The sequence below is a fragment of the Aliiglaciecola sp. M165 genome (assembly GCF_007197995.1).
In the GTDB taxonomy this organism is placed as follows: Bacteria; Pseudomonadota; Gammaproteobacteria; order Enterobacterales; family Alteromonadaceae; genus Aliiglaciecola.
Genome location: NZ_VKKH01000008.1, coordinates 13,225 through 32,915 on the forward strand (window position 1 = coordinate 13,225; position 19,691 = coordinate 32,915).

Genomic DNA, 19,691 nt, shown 5'->3' on the forward strand with positions numbered 1-19,691 from the left:
ATCACTGCTTATTAGACACTCTCCACCCATGCTTAATAACTACAGGCAAACTTAACAAGATGCCTATCAAAATCATTACGGGAAAAACGGGCAAGGTTGCAAAGTAATCGACCAATAATCGCCAAACCGACCCTTGCCCCACTAATCCTGTACCCAATATTTGCGACATCAGTATTACAACCAATAATTTGTAATTCACATCGTATTTGTTAACGACTCTCGCTCGCCACCAGATAACCAAGACAAACGTCAAAACAACAAATTGGCTTAGGCGGTGGTTGACGGCAAATTGTTCGACAGATATTAATGCAAAGTAAGGTGCCCACAAATTCAATGCGCTGACCAAAATCACTGGGCTAAATATTACGCTGACCGTGTTGAAACTTCGCATAAGCTCAGTACCTTGCCATTGGTTATTTACCCATAAACGCCAGTAGCATATACCGACGCCAAGCATGCTCACCCCATCAAAGAAGGTAAGTTGATAGGCGTATCGTTGCGCAAAACTGCTCACAGCGTTGACCAGAATGTGGGCGTTTAGCGTACCCAGCAGCAACATCAGGGCGATTAAAAATTTCCCTACAGTCAAATAAACGCTCGTCAATAGATGAGATTGACTCGTTCTCAATATGTACAAGACGAGAATATAAAATTGCCATAAAAAAAGCGCCCCACCAAACAGCTCGCAGGGCCAAGGAGCGCGCGAAACACCGAAGAAAAAGGGCATCGCAAAACCGTAGTATGCAAGACCTATCAAACCAGCATGAATCATGAAAAACATGATTGAATTCATTTCCAACTTCACTTGCGTTTAAAATGTAAACTGATGGATTTAGCCACGCAGATAACATTAACTACATGGTGTAAGTCACCCTCAATCCCAGTGTACGAGGCCGCAGACTAATTGCAGGATTTTCATTGGTTGCACCTGTGTTGAGAATAATGGCATCGTTGTCAAAAAGGTTTTCGACGTACAGATTCACGTTCCATTGCCCTTTTAGATAGCTAATGGAGGAGTTAATCTGAGAAAATGCCTCACTTTCGGCAAAATCTGGATTAGGCGCACTCACACCGCTCATATTTGAGAAACGATTTACACTGTTATCTGTGTAACTTGCGTTTAGGGAAAAGATCATTTGTGCGCCTGCTTGCCACTGCCAAGTTACATCGATACCTGCACTAGCGACAAACTCAGCGGCACCTGGCAGTCTATCGTTTTTTAGTGCGCCCGATAAAAAGCTTCGCTGATCTGAAATGTCGACTATTTTGCCGTCTTGCCAAGACGCGTTAACAAAACCACTGATTTGCTCCAGATTCGCTCTCAATTCAAGTTCAATTCCGAAGACTTCAGCGTCTCCAGCGTTGGCAATATAGTTGGCACTGTCTGAAGGACGAATCGCATCCACCTGCACGTCGCGCCAGTCAATTCGATAAACTGCAATATTGGTTTGTAGTTGATCATCAAGCCAATAGCGTTTTGTGCCTACTTCCAGATTAAAAAGTGCGTCTGACCCGTAGTCTGGTTCAATAACTACGTCATTTGGGTCAACAAAGCTTGGACCGATATTGGGATTTACCTTGCCCGCTCGTGCTCCTTTACTCACAGTGACATAATAATGTTGCTGTTCATCTGGTTGATAACTGAGTGAAAGCCGCCAAACTAGATCGCTGTTTTGGGTGGTGTTGACAAAGTCTGGTATCTGCTGCAACGCCAAAGATTCAAAATCAAAAACACGTTCTTCAAGCTGCTTTAAAATTGAATCTGCCTCAAACCATCTCGCACCTAACCCTAAAAGCCAATGATGAGACAAATCTACTTCTGCATCTACAAACACGGCTAGTTCTTCAACTTCAGTTTTAAATACCCCATCATTAAATACATCAGAATTCACCACCCCAGGCGCGATGTCGGCAAAGGTCTCCTGCAGACTCAGTACCTTAAAAAGCAGAGGGCCTTGTTGTTTATATTCCTGGTAAAAAGCCCCCGCGACCCAAGAAATTCGTTCAGAATGTTCAGACACAAACCTGAATTCCTGAGAAAAAATATCGCTGTCCAGCACGCTTTGATTCACCAATTGCCCAAAGCCAAAGAAATCCCCCAAATCATCAAACCAGTTTGCCGTGGAGCTTCGTTTATTGGTGGATGAAGTTAACAACAGGTCATTAGCAAATTGGTAAGCCAGATTCAGATTATAAATTTGCAAATCAAATGCACGGGACTCCCTGACAAATGTGGAACGAAGAAATTTCCCTTGTTTTGGATCCCAACCGTTAGCGTCTCCAGGGTCACTTTCAACCCACATTCCTTCTAAGGAAAGGTCCAAATTTTCCGATGGTCTCCAAGCAAGTACCGCGCGCAAGTTACTGTCGGTAAAATCATTTTCTATGTTTAGTCGGGTGTTTTTAACCCAACCGTCGGCTTGGCGTCGGGAGCCAACCAACCGCAGCGCCAGCTCATCTGAGATTAACGGAATATTTATCATGAGATCTTGACGATGACGCACTCCGCCATGGGCAATATCGGCAACATCTAGCCTCACCGCACTTTCTAGCACGTCAAAATTGGGTTGATTGGTAACAATCCTCACAGTTCCAGCAATGTTACCTGAGCCGTATAAGGTGCCCTGGGGGCCTCTTAGCACCTCTACCCGATTGACATCAAACAAACTCAAGTCAGGCTGAAGAATTTCCGCATAAGGTCCGGTAATTGACATTGAGTTGACGTACAACCCTACTGGATCTTGTGTCAACTGAGTCTCGCCTATATCGGTATTGATCCCTCGGATATTTATCGTCGCTCGATTTTTACGTTGTTGGCTAAGCGTAACACCAGGAATAAGGCGAAGGGCACTTTGAAAGTCATCAATTACATTTTCGCTAAGTGTTTTTTCACTTAGTACAGAAACACTGCCACTAACCTCATGAACATCCACATCACGTCTGGAGCTTGAAATAGTTAAACGTTCAATCACTTTATGATCGATTTTGTCAGGTATCGAGTCTACGGTTTGAGCACTTGCTAACGCAGATGCAGTAAAATGAGAAGCGACTATACAACAGCAAGTGATACACAAGCGTGAGGTCATTAAAACTCCATCATTGTTGGCCAAACGGTCTTAAAAATGCCAATAGGGTACTAGCCTTTTGATCCTCTATTGGCATACAGGAATATCGACTAATTTAGCCTTAACTCAGGTTAACTTACCGTTCTCTTTCTCTGAACAAAACACAACACGCCAAACAATAACATCGCCAACATAGAAGGCTCTGATACTTGCGGAATGACTCGCTCACTAGCAAGTGAAAAGTCGGCATATACATCAAAAGAGAATTCAGATAAATCGTTATTTCGTTGGCCTTTTGTATCAAATCGGTCTAGTGCATCGTCAACCACATTGATAGCCAACCCCATAGACCAAGCAAAAAATAGCGAATCGAATTGATATGGAATATTCGCCTGGCAGCGAATGAATTCGCAACCATTAGTAGCAGTTGGATCTGAATCAAATTTATATTGGCCAACGTCGACAAAAACAGAGTCATTAAGTGCAGCGGCAAAGGTCATAGCCGTAGCCAAATCAGTCACATCCAGACCACTTGCATCGCCAAACACATTGCTAAATCTGTCATCAATAAATGCAACGTCGTATAAGACACCAACAATATCAATATTGAACGCCCCCATCAGATTGCCAGTGATATCATCAACGTCCAAAACCGTGCTGGTCACGCTGTTTAGATCGCTAATTTCAGAACCATCTAGAGCGGAAATGAACGCTGCATGGGAGAACGTTGAGGTGCACAACAATAAGCCACTTATCAATATCATTTTTATTTTAGTTATCTTCATTTTATTTTTCCTTTTTGTCTTATTTGTGATTGGCAAGCTCACAGTTCAATAGCTTGCGATACCAGGTAAATGGGTAAAAAATGACGTCGCCATTTCACCTGAAAGATTGTGTGGCAAGAATCGTAAAATGAGAATTAATTGGCACTGATGAATTTCTAATGGTTAGCTTATGGATATTTATCACATTGATTTAATTGCATTTTTTGAATTTTATAAATTTATGGCATTTAATCAAAAACTGGAGTGATATTGATTGAATTGGGATGCATTTAATCCCAGTAACGGTAGAACGTTACAAACTCTTTTCAATGATAAGCAACAAAATATTGAAAAATATTGCTCTGTTGACAAGTTTACGAAACGTTTTGATGCGCTTAGCAAGAAGTAAGCATAATCAGCATTCGAAACGGCGTTCATTTGAACGCCTTTTCTGTTTTTAATCTTTAGTCCTAATTGAGGTTATTTAACTTTCATTCCTGGTTGAGCACCTTCGTGGGGTTCCAGTATCCATAGATCTGAACCGCCAGGGCCCGCGGCCAATACCATTCCTTCAGACAAACCAAAACGCATCTTTCTCGGTGCCAGGTTCGCGACCATCACCGTCAGTTTGCCTTCCAGTTGTTCCGGCTGATAAGCCGATTTTATCCCTGCAAAGACCTGGCGGGTTTCGCCGCCTAAATCTAATTGCAAACGCAGAAGTTTATCTGCACCTTCAACGTGTTCTGCCTTAGCGATTTTTGCTATGCGCAGGTCAACTTTTGCGAAGTCATCAAACGCAATCGTCTCGCCAATTGGATCTTTTACTAGGGGACTATTTGGATCAACTTTAGGGGAGCTTTCCAGGTTTTCTTTTGAGTCTTCAATCACTTTATTCACTTTATCCATGTCAACACGTTGCATTAACGCCTTAAATTTGTTGATTTCATGATTGGTGAGCACAGTTTGCGCGCTTTCCCATGTCAATTTGTCATTTAAAAAACTCTCTGCCTGTTGCGCTAAAGTAGGCAACACCGGCTTTAAGTACACCATCAAAATTCGGAATAAATTGATCCCCAGTGAACAGACATCATGAGTGAATTGTTGTTTGCCTTCTTCCTTGATGGTCACCCAAGGTGCTTGCGCATCAATAAACTGATTGGCTTTATCTGCAAGGCCCATAATGTCTCGAATGGCACGATTGTACTGACGCTTCTCAAATGCTTCAGCGATCCCATCGGCCGCCTGGTGAAATTGCGCGACTAACTCAGGTTCAATTACATTTTCAGACAGCTTTCCGTCAAACCGTTTGGTAATGAAACTGGCACAACGGCTAGCAATATTAACCACCTTGCCGACCAAATCTGAATTGACCTTTTGCGCAAAGTCTTCGAGGTTTAAATCGATGTCGGTAACGCCATCATTAAGCTTTGACGCATAGTAATAACGCAAATATTCTGGATTTAAATGGTTAAGGTAAGTTCTACCTTTGATAAAGGTTCCAGTGGATTTCGACATCTTTGCACCATTCACGGTAACAAAGCCATGCACATTAACCCCTGTAGGTTTGCGCAATCCAGCGCCTTCCAAAATGGCTGGCCAGAATAGACAATGGAAATAGGTAATATCTTTGCCAATGAAATGATACAACTCGGCATCCGAATCGGCATTCCAGTAACTGTCAAAATCGATGTTGTGTTGGTTACAGTAGTTTTTGAAGCTAGCCATATAACCTACAGGTGCATCAACCCAAACATAAAAGAACTTGTCTTTTGTACCGGGAATTTCAAAACCAAAATACGGCGCGTCGCGGCTGATATCCCACTGCTGTAAGCCTTCTTCAAACCATTCTTTTAACTTGTTGGCAATTTCTTCTTGTAACGCACCACTGACTAACCAGTCTTTTAACATGCTTTCGAACTTGGGTAGATCAAAGAAATAATGCTCGGAGTCTTTTAATACTGGTGTGGCACCTGAAACAACAGAGCGCGGGTTAATGACCTCTGTGGGGCTATAAGTTGAACTGCAAACATCGCAGCTATCGCCATTTTGGTTTTCAGCGCCACAGGATGGGCATGTTCCTTTTACAAAACGGTCTGGCAAGAACATGTTCTTTTCCGGATCATACAATTGACTGATCGTGCGTTTGCTGATGTAGCCCGCATCGTTAAGACGATTATAAATTTCTTCGCACAGTTCTTTGTTTTCTTCAGAATGAGTGACATAGTAGTTGTCATACTCAATATGAAAATCCAGTAAATCCTGATGGTGCTCTGCGCGGGTTTGCGCAACCATTTCCTCAGGAGTAATACCAAGCTCTTGGGCTTTTAGCATCACTGGTGTACCGTGGGCATCGTCTGCACACACGCTGTAACATTGGTGCCCACGCATTCGCTGAAATCGCGTCCAAATATCGGTTTGAATGTGCTCTAAAAGGTGACCTAAATGAATGGATCCATTCGCATAGGGTAGGGCACTGGTAACGAGAATTTTGCGTGGTTCTGTTGGCATGTGTGTCTACGTGTCTTGATAAGTTGAAAAAAGGACGCAAATGGTAACGAAAATGCACTGTGTTTGCACCAGCAATTAAATGCAAATCCAGTAAAACTTGCTAATAAGGGGGCAGAATTGTCGAATAAGTTGTCAGATCCTGAGTTTAGAAAGCAGATTTACCAGACATTGGCGGATTTACTCGACGTTGAAGCCTCGGTAGTGACCCAAGGTTGCCAAATTAGTGAGCAGCAAATTCGCTTGTCTTTTCCGTTCGTATTTGAGCAACGATGTAATGAAATTTTCGTTGCGCTGCAAGCACTAGGCATTACTCAAACAGAGGTGCAATGCCAAAGTTACATTGACCCTAAACAAACTAAATTGAAACGTGTAACCAATGTAAATAACATCATTGCGGTTGCCTCTGGTAAAGGCGGAGTCGGTAAGTCTGCAACCAGTGTCAATCTTGCTTTTGCTTTGCAGGCCCAAGGCGCCAAAGTAGGATTGTTGGATGCTGATATCTATGGCCCTTCCATTCCTATCATGCTAGGTAACCCTCAAGCACACCCACAAAGCGAAGATAACCGCCACATGATCCCATTGAACTGTGAGGGGGTGGTGGCAAATTCTATTGGTTATCTGGTGCCTCCTGAAAATGCCACGATCTGGCGAGGCCCCATGGCCAGTAAAGCCCTTCAACAGTTAGTAAACGAAACCTTGTGGCCTGAATTAGACTATTTGATTGTGGATATGCCGCCGGGTACCGGTGACATTCAATTAACGCTGGCGCAGCAAATACCGATCACCGCTGCAGTGATTGTTACCACTCCTCAAGATATCGCTTTGGCAGATGCTAAAAAGGGCATTGCCATGTTCAATAAGGTTGATGTACCCGTTTTGGGTTTGGTTGAGAACATGAGTTACTACCTGTGTTCAAATTGTGGTCACAAAGATTACGTGTTTGCCAGCGGCGGCGGACAGCGATTGGCAACCGAATTTGGTTTGCCCTTGCTGGGACAGATCCCATTGGATATTGTCATTCGTGAGCATGCCGATGGAGGCAAACCGCTATTGTACCAACTACCCAATTCCGCTCTTAGCCTGGCGTATTCAGACTTAGCGTTTAATGTTTCCAAACAACTTGCTTTGTATTCCGGCTTAAAACACGATGATGGAATCGACGTGCAAATGTCCAGTTAGTGGAAAAACATTGAACATAGTATGAACGCAGACCATAATGTCGGCGGTCAGAGCACTCGCTCACTAACCTTGTTTCTAAAAACAAAAATAAAGAGTTTAAAATCATGCGCTTATGTGACAAAGATATCTACCAACACCTGAAGGACGGAAAAATCGGGATCACTCCAGAACCCGATTACTCTCAAATCAGCGGACTAACCGTAGATATTCGTTTGGGCAACAAGTTTAGAGTCTTTGAAGATCATGCCGCACCTTACATTGATCTCAGTGGACCAAAGGCACAAGTGCAAGAAGCCATGAACTCGGTAATGAGTGATGAAATCATGGTCGCTGACGACAAATCCTTTTTCCTTCACCCCGGTGAGTTGGCGTTGGCTGTAACTCATGAATCTGTGACCTTACCTGCGAACATTGTTGGCTGGTTAGACGGTCGCTCCTCACTAGCACGCCTGGGTTTAATGGTGCATGTCACCGCGCACAGAATTGATCCGGGTTGGTCAGGGAATATCGTATTGGAGTTTTACAATAGTGGTAAATTGCCACTGGCCCTCAAACCTAAGATGAAAATTGGTGCCATCAGTTTTGAGGTGTTGTCTGATTTTGCTGAAAAACCCTATCATTCCAGAGCGGATGCCAAATATCGTGGTCAAGACGGGGCTATCGCCAGCAGGATAAGTGCTGACGATAAAAGCGGCGATACTGAGTGACAACTCTGAATTAGCTTATTAATGGACAGCTTCGGCTTGTCCTGAGCGCACTGCTCCCGGACTTACCCCTAAAACGCGTTTAAAGGCTTTTGAAAAAGAAGATTCATTGTCGTAGCCACAGGCTAGAGCAGCATGCAGGGTAGGTACCTTCTCATCCGCCAACATTCTATACGCCTGACTTAGCCGCCATTGGGTAATGTAGTCCATGGGTGAAACCTGCAACACCGACTTGAACAAGTCGCTGAATGCCGCGCGTGACATAAAACAGATTTCCGCGAGTTGCTCCACAGTCCATTTTTTATCGAGATCAGCATGGATCGCTTCCATCACTTTACTGAGTTTCGGATGAATCGTTGCTGCTAGCACGCCCGTTTCAGACGGTAAATGTTGACGAAATATCATCGCCAGGATCGCTTCAGCGATTTTTCCCAATATCAGCTCCGAACCTTTTTCTGGATTCAACGATTCGTCCATGAGTGCTTCTAGCAACCAGAATAGGCCAGCCTTATTTGTTTTAATTTCTTCTCTTTTTAAGATCACGGCATCAGGAAGATGCTCTGTAATAGACGTGACCAAAGGATGATTGTGGGCAAAATAACCACAAATTAACCCTGTACCACCTTCCTCTAACCCATCTTGATAGTCTTTACTACTGGATAGATTTTTTTCAACTGCAAAGCTTTCATCGTTGGTAATGCAATGGATGACATCTTTTGGAAACAACACAATATCGCCTTTTTCCAAAGTCCAACTTTGGGAACCATCACCAATAGTCACAAAACAACGGCCAAAGCTAACAATATGGAAACTCATGTACTGAGTGCCAGAGGTATCGACCGCCCAGTTTCCACAATATTGGCCATTGTGAAAAACGTTTGCGCTGACTTTAAAGGTAGAAAAAAGTTGGTTTAAAACATCCATAGACGATGGGACATAATCTGTATTGTTTGAGACATAGTTAGCATACCAGAAGCTGCGTAAGATTCACCTCATCAACTGATTCATTAATGCTTAACCCTTAAAACGAGTACCGACCATGTTTAAATTATTTAGCTACAGAATATTTTTCGCGGTGATGACTATCGCCATGTCATCCTTTGTATTTGCATCACAAGAAACTGCTACCGATGAAAATGGCGTAATTTTAGCTGGCCACGACGCGGTGGCGTATTTCACTGAAGGCAAGCCAGTGCTAGGCAGCGCAGAGTTTACTGCAATACATAAAGGCGCGATTTACCGATTTAGCAGCGCTGAAAACCGCGACCTGTTTAAACATGAACCAGAGCGTTTTGAACCCGCGTACGGCGGATACTGTGCATTAGGTGCAACCATGGGTGAAACATTCAAAGTAGACGGCAAAGCTTTTGAAATTGTAGACGGTAAGTTATATGTCAACCGCGACAAAGAAGTGTATGACGTATGGAAAATGAATATTCCACAAAACCTGTTAGCAGCAGATGCTGAATGGCCTGAAATTCAATTTGTCGCAGTCAATAACCTGTAAGAATCGAAACCTTAAAGAATTGTGTGTGAAAAGTGTTAAAACGTCTCCCGTTTCAACATGGTGTTTGCCCCCAACATGGGGGCTTTTTTTACGAATCGACAAAAAACGCCTAATTATCAAACAAAAACACCCAAACCCCGCAAACGACCATTGCAAAGCGTCAAAAAATAAGTAAACTGCGCAGCTCGGTCGGTGTGTAGCGCAGCTTGGTAGCGCACTGTCATGGGGTGTCAGGGGTCGGAGGTTCAAATCCTCTCACACCGACCAATTAATCCCTTTAAAACCAACGGTTTAAACAAAAATCCCTGAAACATTAAAAATGAGCGTACCCCTTCCGTACCCTTTCCGTGCCCTAATACAGTAGTCTGAAACCTTATATTAGTCTCTTCGATCCTTGTAGTAACTTTCATGATATTCAACCTGAAAGATGTGACTTGATCGCTGGATGTTCTCGGAATTTCCCTGAATTGAATGATCGGAAATGTGCTTATTTTCGACTAGAACATTTTGTAGATCGAACCGCTGCTTTGTACGTAAAGCGGACATTTCTTATTCTTTCCTCAGAAAACACAGAATATGGTTTTTCAGGGGAAACGGGTGTTACTATGAAGTCTAATTATCAGGCTGTTATGAGGAGATGGAAGTCCAGTGACATCATCAACAATAGTTGAAAAAAGTTGTTACTTTATTAGTAATGTATCTTGCTACGATGTAGTAAAAGATTTTGCTGGTCCGTTGCTAGCTGCACTTGCAGTAGTAGCTTCTGTCTTTATTGCATTTAAGCAATTATCTAAACAACACCAGAACACTCTAGATGCTCAAAAAGAAGAAGCTAAAAGAAATACAAGAGTAGAGCTATTCAAAGATATTAATGTTCTCTTAGATCAATCAACGGCATCTATTAGACAGGTTAATTCTTATTGTTTTGGTAAGAAATATTCTAACTTGGAAATGAAAGCTCAAGTTGATCACGTTGAATATTTAGAGTTAATGAAAAACTTCAGTAACCCACTATTGGCTGTTGTCACCAAAACAGAATCGCACGAAATAGTGAATCTCAAATTGTTCCGAGTATTTCGGTTCGCTTTACTATCCATCCACCATGATTTGTTATCTCTACAATCTGAAAGAGATCGTTTTAAAGTTTTAGAAAACATCATTGAGTTGACTAACGACTCAATAATGTATTTCGGCGATTTCCAAGTTTGCATGCAAAACATGGCTTATGGTGAAGTATTTGATGCTGATGTGCCATTTAGGATTCCAGCTGATAAAAGGTATAAGGTCATTACTAATTGCCCTAAAAATTTAGATGAGCTTCATGATTACTTTTGGCGAGAAACAAATTGGGGCAAAAACTGTATTAAATACGAAAATGAGGCAAAGGAAAAATTCTCCTCGTAACAAGTTACTCAAAAGAACGCGACACGCTTGGCTTGTGCTCCTTCGTCGCTAATTTTAGCAAAGCATTTATGCGCCCATTAGTAAGGCGTTGAATGCCCGCTCTTTGCCTAATTCTACCTTTCGCCAGTATGAAACAGTATTACTCAGTATGATATTTTGATAAGTAGTTCGAGACTTTATTACTCTCCTACAGTTATTAGTCAGAAAAGCGTTTCTGCAGTGGCACACTACAGACTATCTCATCTTGGATGTGATTGTTTTCCATTACGCACCCACATTATTGCCATTAAGAAGCCCATTAATGCCAAGCTTGGTGGTGTATTAAGCGAGACGCTAGCTTCTCTAACTATCAAATAGTGATAAGCAGGTAAGCCATTGGCGTAAAGTGAATTGTAAGTACCCCCCAAAATGTTATCAGGCGAGTCTGAAAGCATAAAATCTTCGACAGAAAACGCAGTATAGCTATAGCTATAAGCGTCGATAACACCAGCGTTGGTAAATACCGAAGTAGATGATGATTTTCCTTCTGGCTCATCATTTCGTTGGTAAGCTTCAGAAAAATTAAATATTGCACACATGAAATACCAGTTGCCAACACCGCCTAAGCCATCAACGCACTCACTTGAATCGTTGGTAATGCCTGAATAAATTAGATGATTGTAGGAGATTGTATGGCGAAAATAATTGCCTTGATACTCATATTCATCGACAAGGTTGTTTGCAAAAGGATCAAATCCAAACAACTGATAAAAATAAGCATAGGTAGCATGCTCTTGCGTACCCACGTTTGAGTAAGGCCAATTGTCGGTCATCCCTCGGAAGCGATTCCATGAATCGGTCAACACCGCCACTTCCGAAGCTTGCGCAAAGCGCCAGTCTTTCCCAAATTGGCCATTAGCCAGCGCATCATCGATTTCATCATAGTTCACCGAATAGGTGACATCAAAGCTCAACCATTCCAGTCCCTGCAAATCAAGTATCGGATCGCTTTTGATAATGCCTGCTGTTGCCACACCCGAAAAAACCAAGCTTGAGAACACCAATAATGCCGCAATAAGAATATTCACTTTAGTGAGTAAGTGGGTTGTGGCTGTTAATTTCATATTAAAGTTCCTTTTTAATTAAGTGCGCAATAATAACAAGCGAATCCGATAATTTCTATGTGTTGAAAATAAGGTTGGGGAATCGCTGAATATATTTAATATCAAGGTCGCCCTGGGCGGCCAATGCATCAAAATTTTAAACTGGAGAAATGGGTGTTCAGTAAGTTAGAAAATGCGGGGCATGCGGCTCCGCCTAATTTTGAAATAAAAGAGGGTTCGATTCTAGTAACCTCTTCTATCGATCCAAGAACTATATTCTTCAGAGCTTGACGCGACAAAAGAATCATCTCTTCTATGAGCTGCCACTTCCGGATATTGCGCATCGTTTTTAGAGTGATCGATTTTTGAAAAAATATCTTTCCGTTTAAGTACAACAGTCAAAAACAAAACGATAAGTACAATTACCCAGATTGCCATCGATAATGGCATTTTGACCTCCTTAAAATAGAATATTGTTCAAATTATAACACATTGATCAAATAGATCCCTACCGGCGAGCTCGGCGCCTCGAGCCGCTGTTGTATCGAGATAAACTGGAGCCACCATTTTGGCCGACAAAACCAGGTAGACCGTCTATCTCTTTATCACTTAACTGGTTTTGCTTATCAAGGGATTTGAATTGGCTGAGTTGACCTTCAGGCGAGCGTACGCCATCTCCTAAACCAACTGTGTCAGCAAGCTTGCTTGTGAGGTTTCGGGTATCCACGCCACCCTCTTTGACGACACGATTTTCGCCGAAACCCTGCTCAACAAAAGAATCAACTTGTTTCTGCTTTTTGTCTACTTGCGTATATCAGCAGCTCTAAACATCATTCACTCCATTTCGCTTTAAAATGTTTGCCAGAGCCTTTTCTCAAACTCTTTCTATCAATCATTTTTGATTTGAACTTAAAATCTACGCTGATTTTTACGATAAGGAGCCTATTAAAATTTCCAGCTCGCTTAACTAACACTGTGTTGTCAGACTTATGTGGAGAAATTGTTTTTATTTCGACGAAATCTTTTCCCAATTTGCCATCTGAACCTTGTGTAAATGGTTTATGCCTCTTTATTCCATATTTAGCTTCACCGTAAAGCTCCCCAAGTTCACCGTAGATTGGCAGATGCCGTCCGGTTAATTCTAAGTAATTTTGAGCAGTTCTAATCAGGTCATCGAGCAACTCCCAAAGTTCTAGAGTTGTGGGGTTTTTGGGTTCTTCATCACAATCCCAGTCCTCGTCATCATCAACAAACTCCTCGATACTATCCCAATTGTCATGCTCCCAAGGGTTATACCCACAGGCCGCTGCCTCAGCTATTTGCTCTGGGCTATAGCCCTCATCATGCATACTGTGGAGAAAATCCCAATCACTCATATACTTCCTTTGCTAGATATATTAGTTTGCTTGTTATGCACTAAACCCGTTTTTACGTATTTGTATAAAATTGACTCATACAACGGTACGACTATGACTTAGAGCATACAAAAACTTGTACGTTAGTTCTTTGCCTGTCGCCGACTCTGCAAGCTAGTCGTGGCCAGTTAACTTGACTACCATAATTAGGTCTCTGCTAAATAGGAGACTACTTATGGCAATTCAAATTAAGACACCTTGGAACAAAGATAGAATAATCGGTCAGAAAAAACCTCTACAAATTTCACATATATGGGGAATTCGAATCCGCTTAGAGCTTGAAGGACGAACGAGGGACCTAGCACCGTTCAATCTTGATCTCGATAGTAAGCTAAGAGGTTGTGACCTAGTTAAACTCAAAGTATCAGATGTCGTTTGCGGGCGTTCAGCCCTGAGAAGAACGCACATTGTTCAGTAGAAAACGGGCAGTCCTGTTCAATTTGAGATAACACCGAATACTGGAGAATCGATTCTGGCATGGGTTAAGAAAACCGGACTCAAGGAATCTGACTATCTTTTTAAATCACGGATCAATAATTCTGAACACATATCTACCAGACAATACCATCGCATTTTTCAAGGATGGATTGAAAAGCTCAAACTCGACACGTCAATCTATAGCACTCACTCAATGCGCAGAACCAAGGCTTATCTGATTTATAAGAAGACTAAAAATCTGCGAGTAGTGCAACTGTTGCTTGGTCATAAGAAGTTAGAGAGCACAGTCCGCTATTTAGGCATCGAGGTGGACGATGCTTTGGAAATATCAGAATCTATTGAAGTTTAGGCTTATCTGGGCTGCTTGTGCAGCCCTTTTGTACGTGAAGCAGACATTTAACCCTTCCTCCGAAAACACAGAATATGGTTTTTCTGTGGACATGGCTGTTACTATGGAGCTTAATTTATTAGCTATTATGCCCAACTGTAGAAAAAGGACGTTATGAGCTTCGAAAGATATAAATTATTTGAATATCGATCTTTAGCGCACAGGTTATTTAAAAGACATCACACGCACTTTAATGATATTTATTGGAGTCAAAGGATTGCGAATAGACATGTATTCTCACTCACAAAACCTTACAAAAGGGACGATTCAATAACACTACTTTTCAATCCGACGACCGATGAGATTAGAAATAGTAGATCTTTGGGGGAATGGGCAGACTGGTACTCAGATTTTGATAGATGGTCTAGATTGGCATCGATCGTTGGTTTGGCCGGATACTTAGAAACATATATTGCGCAGGTATCAGTGGCAGCATTCGAATCAACCCCATCTCTAGTCTTGGGAGGGGGGCCTAAAGTTGATGGGGCCGTCTTTCTAAAGCATAACGCCAATTATGATTTGTATCAGCACTCGGAGTCTCTAACTAGGGGAGATTGGCAGGCAAGAGTGTCGGCCTATAAGGGATTCTTTGGTTCATGCCCTTTTGAGAATCTTATTTCAGAACTAGAAAAGCTTAGAATACTCCGTAACGATGCTGGCCATTCATTTGGTAGAGATATTAAATCAATGAGGTTTGCTCAAGGGTGGGAAGTAAAAAAGCTTGCGAACATATCAGATTCAAAAATAATTGATTTTCTCAAACTTGTTGAATCTGTCGCCAATTCTATTGATAGCCATATTGCAGAGGAATATGTCGGCCAGTACGAAATTATTAAGGTTTATCATCAGTGGTTGCCAACATTAGAAAATGCGAATCGGTATGCTCAGAAAGAACGCGCAAAGAAATTCAGGAAGTATTTTTTCGAGCTTACTTCTGGAATATATAGTCCAGCACTAAAAATGATGGATTACTATGATTCGCTATAGCGGCAGGCATAAAAAGCCGATGCAAGCGCAGCTAGCTATATTGGCCCGGCATCTGGGCGTTGAGAGTCCGTTCCTTGTCTATAACGGCCCATTAAAAGAGAGCGATAAGCGATCGCTCTTTGTCCAATTGAGGCAGACAGGAGCTTAAAGTTGTAGCCCCACCTGAGTTTATAAGTTTCCCCTCTTAAAAGATTATACGTCAAAAACATCTAGTTCAGCAGCAATAACCCTCGTCCATTCGACATGGTTTTCAGTATATATCTTGGTTGACTTCGCATCTGAATGCGCGAGTCTCTCTTGTGGATCTATACCACCATCTTTGAACATTCTCGCAGCCAAAGCTCTAACCTCATGAAAAGTTGGTCGAGCTTTTTTAGGTAATACTGAATACAACCCTAGTTCATCCCTTAATTTCGAAAAAGCACTGCTCAGATATGTGCTAGCGACTTGGGTATGGTGATCACAGTTTTCTCCTATCTGAGCTTTGTATCTGCCAATACGATGCACAATGTAAGGACCCTCAATTCCATCTTTTCCACTATTGAAAATTGTACTTCGAAGAGCGGCGGTAATTGGAATTTCAACATTAGATGCTTCCAAGTGTTCTGTTTTTTGTCGGCGAACTCTTATAAAGCCATAGATTGTTAGGCCGTTCTCAATTTTCGGAGTATCAAACCAAGTGCAATCGCTGTACTTCATTCTGCTGACCTCCAGCGTAGCTTGAGCAGTTTCTAACCCCAACTCAATTGCTGTTTTCAACCACAATTCTGCCGCTGAGTGCATTTTAAGTAAGGCTTCTAATTGAAGTCGCTGTCTTATCTTCTTGGACGTGTTTTTTTTGGTTCTCTTATCCCACGCATAATTGTGTTTAATGGCACCTTCATCCAACAAGTAAGAAAAAATTTTCCTCAAAAACCGAAGCTTGCGATTGTATACGTTGACACTTTTTCCAGACGTATGCTTCACCATGTATTCGGTAACAAACTCCAGGTCCAGCGATTTGCTGTATGCTGAACCTCCAAAGCTTAACAGTCGCTCACAGTCGTTTGAGAAAGTCGACCATGCATTTTCTTTTAGGTTTTCCTCTTGCTGTACTCTCACTTTAACGATTGGAATCCAGTAAGCAAGCGGACGATTATATTTATCTGCATTTTCCAACAAATTAATAGTTCGATTTCTATGTTCCGCGTTGAACAATTTGGCCGCTTCAATCGCTTCGATTCTTTTTGTTTTTGGAGGAAAGTAAAATTCTTTTCCACTGATGTAGCGGTATTTAAATCTTTTTGATCCTCTAACCAACTTTGTAGTTAGACCGACAGGGAGGTCGTTATTTTCGATTTTTTTGCGTCGTGGTGCCATTACTTATTCGCTCCTGCTGCCTTCATCATTTCAAAAAGATTCTTTACTACTCCGCTTTTCTGAGTGTCTACAAAAATTAAGTACTGGCCTGTTGGGGTTATTTCGACGGTGGTGTTTGCCGGCATTGTATTCCGCCGAATCCAATTCCTAACTGTTTTGCAAGTAATTCCGCCATTCCATATTTCTGCAGCATACTCTGCCGGCGTATAAGCCTTCTTTCTGTTTAATGTGAGTGACGAGGTTCCAGCGTCAAGCTTGGTTGTTGTGTTCTGTTTATACGAATTGTGCATTTAGATGCTCCTTAGAATGATTTACTGGTGCCGACTCTAAATGACATTTCTGTGGTACCGATTTTAAATTTGCATTGACTAAGCCCATTTTGATACAAAGGCGAACTAAATCTTTGCTAGCAAATAACGGTTGGATGCAACATTTTGCTTTGCTAGTTTTACTTGCCAGTAACTGTGATGTGGAAATAAGTTTATTTAGTTGACTCATTTAATTTTCTCCTCATAGAATCTTTGTTTGATGCAGAGGAGTCTATTAGTCGGCTCTGTAGACAGTAAATTATCACTCGCTGCAACAAGCTCAGATCCTTTCAATATTAGATTTGTGATAAGTGCTTTTAAGTTTTTGTATTTACTGGTTTTTATTTGATTTTGTGTTTGCGTTTCAGCAATATTGCAGTGGAAACTTAACCGGTGATGTTTTCGGATCAGGTATTTAATCCGGTCGTATGTTAAAAATAATGCATCGAAACCTGCAAGACAGACCAATTGACATACAAAAAGTATTTTTTCCGCTAATTGCAGAATGACTGTCGTCCTGCAAGGAATAATATGCAGGTGAATAACCTTTCTATTGGGATCCAAACTTCTCTTGAAACTTTCCCCATCTAATTTGACGTGCTTCCCCGCGATGAGAGAGTGATTATCCTGGCCACATTTTCGAGTGATTAAGATGAAGCTTTATAATGGCATAACGAATCAGTTTGTTTTGAATATGCGTAGTGAATTATTGCGGTATTATGAGTTAAGTTTTGAGCGACTTAGCCAAGGGGATTTTTTCATTCCAGAGGGGATTGTAAAAACATCATTTGAACGCATTGTGCTGCAACTCACCAGTCATCTTATCGAGGCGAAACATCGGTTTGATTTAGGGTGCCCAGCTTCAGTTAACGATATCAAACGCCTTCATTTTGGCATGCTTCACCGAGAAGTCCATGTGGCCAAAATCGACTGGTTCATCCCACACTATGTGTTGAATTTTCGAAACACAGAATTGGAGCCAATGGTGTTTAGAGTCGTATCAATAGATGCCATCAAGCGAGCGCACCGTAAAATTTGGATAGCTTTATTGGTCGATGGGACAAGATATGATTTACGAGGCGGAGCATCGGTATATCGCGCTATTAAAACTTATCCCAAAGCATTGCAATCCGAAGCTCAGTTTCCCCCGAAGCATGTTCCGCCAAATTGGAGGCTTCTGGTTAAGCAAGGAATAAACAATGTGAACACGCCGTCATATTGGGAATTGCGAGTAGATGAAGGTGAAAACTACTCTGCGCAAATACTAGACTTCTCTCAGACTGGAAAAAGTTAGCGGGTAAGGTATTTAGCGTTTTTCTGGTGTTGTGTTGAGAGCGTGATGATTGATACTGAAGGTTGGTTCGATGGGAGATGTGTTGAGCTCTGTAATGGGCGCAACAATGCGGTAACCCAACCCCCGACGATTCTCTACATAATCTGAGCGTTGAGCGTTATCCCCAAAGTGTTGGCGAAGTTGAGTGATACTTTTATCGATAGCTGAATTACTGACACTGTGGCCCCAAACACGCAGCATCAATTCGTTTTTAGACACCAAGCGCTGATTGTTGTGAATAAGATAAGTCAGCAGCTTGAACAAAATAGGGGTGAGGTTTTGGCGATTGCCTTCACCATCGACAAGCTGCGCCAAGCCTTCATCCAAATTGTAACTGCCGACCCGTAGCACGTTTTTGACTCACCTAAAAACTTAACCGCACTCTATTATCCACGGAAAGAGAGTAGGTCAAACCTATCCAACCAACGCTAAGTAGTTGATTTTACTTAAGAGATACAAAGACAAGGTAAAAACAAGTTAACGGTAAGGTTTAGGAAAGTTTGGGATTTGCCCTTTTTGAACAAGATGGTGAGGATACATCGCCCACGTTTGACAGCTGGGCCATTGAGGAGAATATGAATTAAAAACAGGAGTCATTCATGAAGTTATCTCTAACCAAACCCCTCTCTATATTAACCTTTACCACAACCTTACTTTTGCTTGGTGGCTGCGCAACCAGCGCCAAAATCGAACAAACTACGCTAAATATGCAATTTTATGCCTTGTCCGGAAAGTCATTGACGGTCAATTATGCCCATGAGGCCATCAACCGTGACGTCCTCCCTGAGGACGGCTACGCCAAGACGCAGTTTAAATCCTTATCTGGATTCACACAAAAAGTGTTGAATAAGGGCAAGGTAAGCGTCACTCGTCAAACGCAATCTGCTCAGTACACCCTGGATGTTAAATTTGAACACCCCAATGAGCTCGGCGCAGTGTTTTATGACCACCAATTAGCCTCATCCATGGCCAAGTCATTGTTGACCCTGGGCTTAAATGGCAGCAGTGATTATAAGATTGTGGCTAACTACAAAGTGACATTTACGCTGCAAACCTCTGATGGCAACCCAGTTGCGACCCAATCCTATGTGGTGGAGGATGCCTTTGACCATCAACGCTCAAAATTTGGTTTTGGCAGTTTTGATAAAATGCGGGAGCTCAATGCACAACTACTGGAAAAAACCTACACCGAAAAACTTATCCGATTTTTAAATCTTGCCAATCAATCAATTGCGGTGAAGGGGTAGGGC

19 protein-coding genes, 1 tRNA gene and 1 pseudogene are annotated in these 19,691 nt (G+C 42.0%); 9 read left to right on the forward strand and 12 right to left on the reverse strand.

Annotation, left to right across the window (positions count from 1 at the left end; all coding sequences use genetic code 11):
- Position 1 precedes the first annotated feature (1 nt).
- The 4 genes from FM019_RS16410 to metG form a co-directional block, all read right to left on the reverse strand.
- Positions 2-793: a hypothetical protein gene (locus FM019_RS16410; RefSeq protein WP_143837052.1), complete on the reverse strand. Its 792-nt coding sequence runs from the start codon at positions 791-793 to the stop codon at positions 2-4.
- Positions 794-854: 61 nt separating this feature from the next.
- Positions 855-3,086 carry a TonB-dependent receptor gene (locus tag FM019_RS16415; RefSeq protein ID WP_143837053.1) on the reverse strand — a complete coding sequence of 744 codons (2,232 nt, stop codon included), beginning with the start codon at positions 3,084-3,086 and terminating at the stop codon, positions 855-857.
- A gap of 110 nt (positions 3,087-3,196) precedes the next feature.
- On the reverse strand, positions 3,197-3,850 hold the full coding sequence (locus tag FM019_RS16420; RefSeq protein ID WP_143837054.1) for a hypothetical protein: 654 nt from the start codon (positions 3,848-3,850) through the stop codon (positions 3,197-3,199).
- 459 nt (positions 3,851-4,309) lie between these two features.
- On the reverse strand, positions 4,310-6,337 hold the full coding sequence (gene metG, locus FM019_RS16425; RefSeq protein WP_143837055.1) for a methionine--tRNA ligase: 2,028 nt from the start codon (positions 6,335-6,337) through the stop codon (positions 4,310-4,312).
- Between the two features lie 117 nt (positions 6,338-6,454).
- Here metG and apbC point away from each other — a divergent pair, with 117 nt between their 5' ends.
- Both apbC and dcd read left to right on the forward strand, forming a co-directional pair.
- Complete coding sequence (gene apbC / locus FM019_RS16430) at positions 6,455-7,516, forward strand: iron-sulfur cluster carrier protein ApbC (protein ID WP_143837056.1); 1,062 nt, start codon at positions 6,455-6,457, stop codon at positions 7,514-7,516.
- A 104-nt stretch (positions 7,517-7,620) separates the two neighbouring features.
- Positions 7,621-8,223 (forward strand): dCTP deaminase, encoded by a 603-nt coding sequence (gene dcd / locus FM019_RS16435; RefSeq protein ID WP_143837057.1) that lies wholly within the window; start codon positions 7,621-7,623, stop codon positions 8,221-8,223.
- Between the two features lie 18 nt (positions 8,224-8,241).
- Here dcd and FM019_RS16440 read toward each other — a convergent pair whose 3' ends face one another.
- On the reverse strand, positions 8,242-9,144 hold the full coding sequence (locus FM019_RS16440; protein WP_143837058.1) for an AraC family transcriptional regulator: 903 nt from the start codon (positions 9,142-9,144) through the stop codon (positions 8,242-8,244).
- 115 nt (positions 9,145-9,259) lie between these two features.
- Between FM019_RS16440 and FM019_RS16445 the strand changes: the two genes are divergently transcribed.
- The 3 genes from FM019_RS16445 (at position 9,260) to FM019_RS16455 (ending at position 11,131) form a co-directional block, all read left to right on the forward strand.
- Entirely contained in the window at positions 9,260-9,727 is a 468-nt protein-coding gene (locus FM019_RS16445) for a YHS domain-containing (seleno)protein (RefSeq protein ID WP_143837059.1), read from the forward strand.
- A gap of 190 nt (positions 9,728-9,917) precedes the next feature.
- Positions 9,918-9,994: transfer RNA gene (locus FM019_RS16450), tRNA-Pro, on the forward strand.
- Positions 9,995-10,375: 381 nt separating this feature from the next.
- A complete protein-coding gene (locus tag FM019_RS16455) occupies positions 10,376-11,131 on the forward strand; it encodes a hypothetical protein (RefSeq protein WP_143837060.1) in 756 nt (251 codons plus the stop codon).
- Positions 11,132-11,370: 239 nt separating this feature from the next.
- Here FM019_RS16455 and FM019_RS16460 read toward each other — a convergent pair whose 3' ends face one another.
- From FM019_RS16460 to FM019_RS16475, 4 genes are all read right to left on the reverse strand, one after another.
- Entirely contained in the window at positions 11,371-12,234 is an 864-nt protein-coding gene (locus tag FM019_RS16460; RefSeq protein WP_143837061.1) for a hypothetical protein, read from the reverse strand.
- Between the two features lie 222 nt (positions 12,235-12,456).
- Complete coding sequence (locus FM019_RS16465) at positions 12,457-12,663, reverse strand: hypothetical protein (RefSeq protein WP_143837062.1); 207 nt, start codon at positions 12,661-12,663, stop codon at positions 12,457-12,459.
- Between the two features lie 58 nt (positions 12,664-12,721).
- On the reverse strand, positions 12,722-12,940 hold the full coding sequence (locus FM019_RS16470) for a hypothetical protein (protein WP_143837063.1): 219 nt from the start codon (positions 12,938-12,940) through the stop codon (positions 12,722-12,724).
- 103 nt (positions 12,941-13,043) lie between these two features.
- Positions 13,044-13,589 carry a hypothetical protein gene (locus tag FM019_RS16475; protein ID WP_143837064.1) on the reverse strand — a complete coding sequence of 182 codons (546 nt, stop codon included), beginning with the start codon at positions 13,587-13,589 and terminating at the stop codon, positions 13,044-13,046.
- A gap of 214 nt (positions 13,590-13,803) precedes the next feature.
- Here FM019_RS16475 and FM019_RS16480 point away from each other — a divergent pair.
- Together FM019_RS16480 and FM019_RS16485 are read left to right on the forward strand one after the other, a co-directional pair.
- Positions 13,804-14,415, forward strand: a pseudogene (locus FM019_RS16480) (tyrosine-type recombinase/integrase).
- 153 nt (positions 14,416-14,568) lie between these two features.
- Positions 14,569-15,441: a hypothetical protein gene (locus tag FM019_RS16485; protein WP_143837065.1), complete on the forward strand. Its 873-nt coding sequence runs from the start codon at positions 14,569-14,571 to the stop codon at positions 15,439-15,441.
- Between the two features lie 192 nt (positions 15,442-15,633).
- Here the strand turns inward: FM019_RS16485 and FM019_RS16490 are convergent, their stop codons facing one another.
- Both FM019_RS16490 and FM019_RS16495 read right to left on the reverse strand, forming a co-directional pair.
- Positions 15,634-16,800, reverse strand: coding sequence for a tyrosine-type recombinase/integrase (locus FM019_RS16490; RefSeq protein ID WP_143837066.1), 1,167 nt, complete (start codon positions 16,798-16,800; stop codon positions 15,634-15,636).
- The gene (locus FM019_RS16495; RefSeq protein WP_143837067.1) at positions 16,800-17,090 is read right to left on the reverse strand and encodes a hypothetical protein; all 291 of its coding nucleotides are present in this window, start codon (positions 17,088-17,090) and stop codon (positions 16,800-16,802) included. Before FM019_RS16495 ends, FM019_RS16490 begins: the two co-directional genes overlap by 1 nt.
- A gap of 670 nt (positions 17,091-17,760) precedes the next feature.
- On the opposite strand from FM019_RS16495, the gene FM019_RS16500 reads away from it, so the two are divergent.
- Entirely contained in the window at positions 17,761-18,402 is a 642-nt protein-coding gene (locus tag FM019_RS16500) for a hypothetical protein (protein WP_143837068.1), read from the forward strand.
- Between the two features lie 12 nt (positions 18,403-18,414).
- On the opposite strand, the gene FM019_RS16505 is transcribed toward FM019_RS16500, so the two are convergent.
- The gene (locus FM019_RS16505; RefSeq protein ID WP_143837069.1) at positions 18,415-18,792 is read right to left on the reverse strand and encodes a transcriptional regulator; all 378 of its coding nucleotides are present in this window, start codon (positions 18,790-18,792) and stop codon (positions 18,415-18,417) included.
- A gap of 248 nt (positions 18,793-19,040) precedes the next feature.
- Between FM019_RS16505 and FM019_RS16510 the strand changes: the two genes are divergently transcribed.
- A complete protein-coding gene (locus FM019_RS16510) occupies positions 19,041-19,688 on the forward strand; it encodes a hypothetical protein (protein ID WP_143837070.1) in 648 nt (215 codons plus the stop codon).
- The last annotated feature ends 3 nt before the right edge of the window (positions 19,689-19,691 follow it).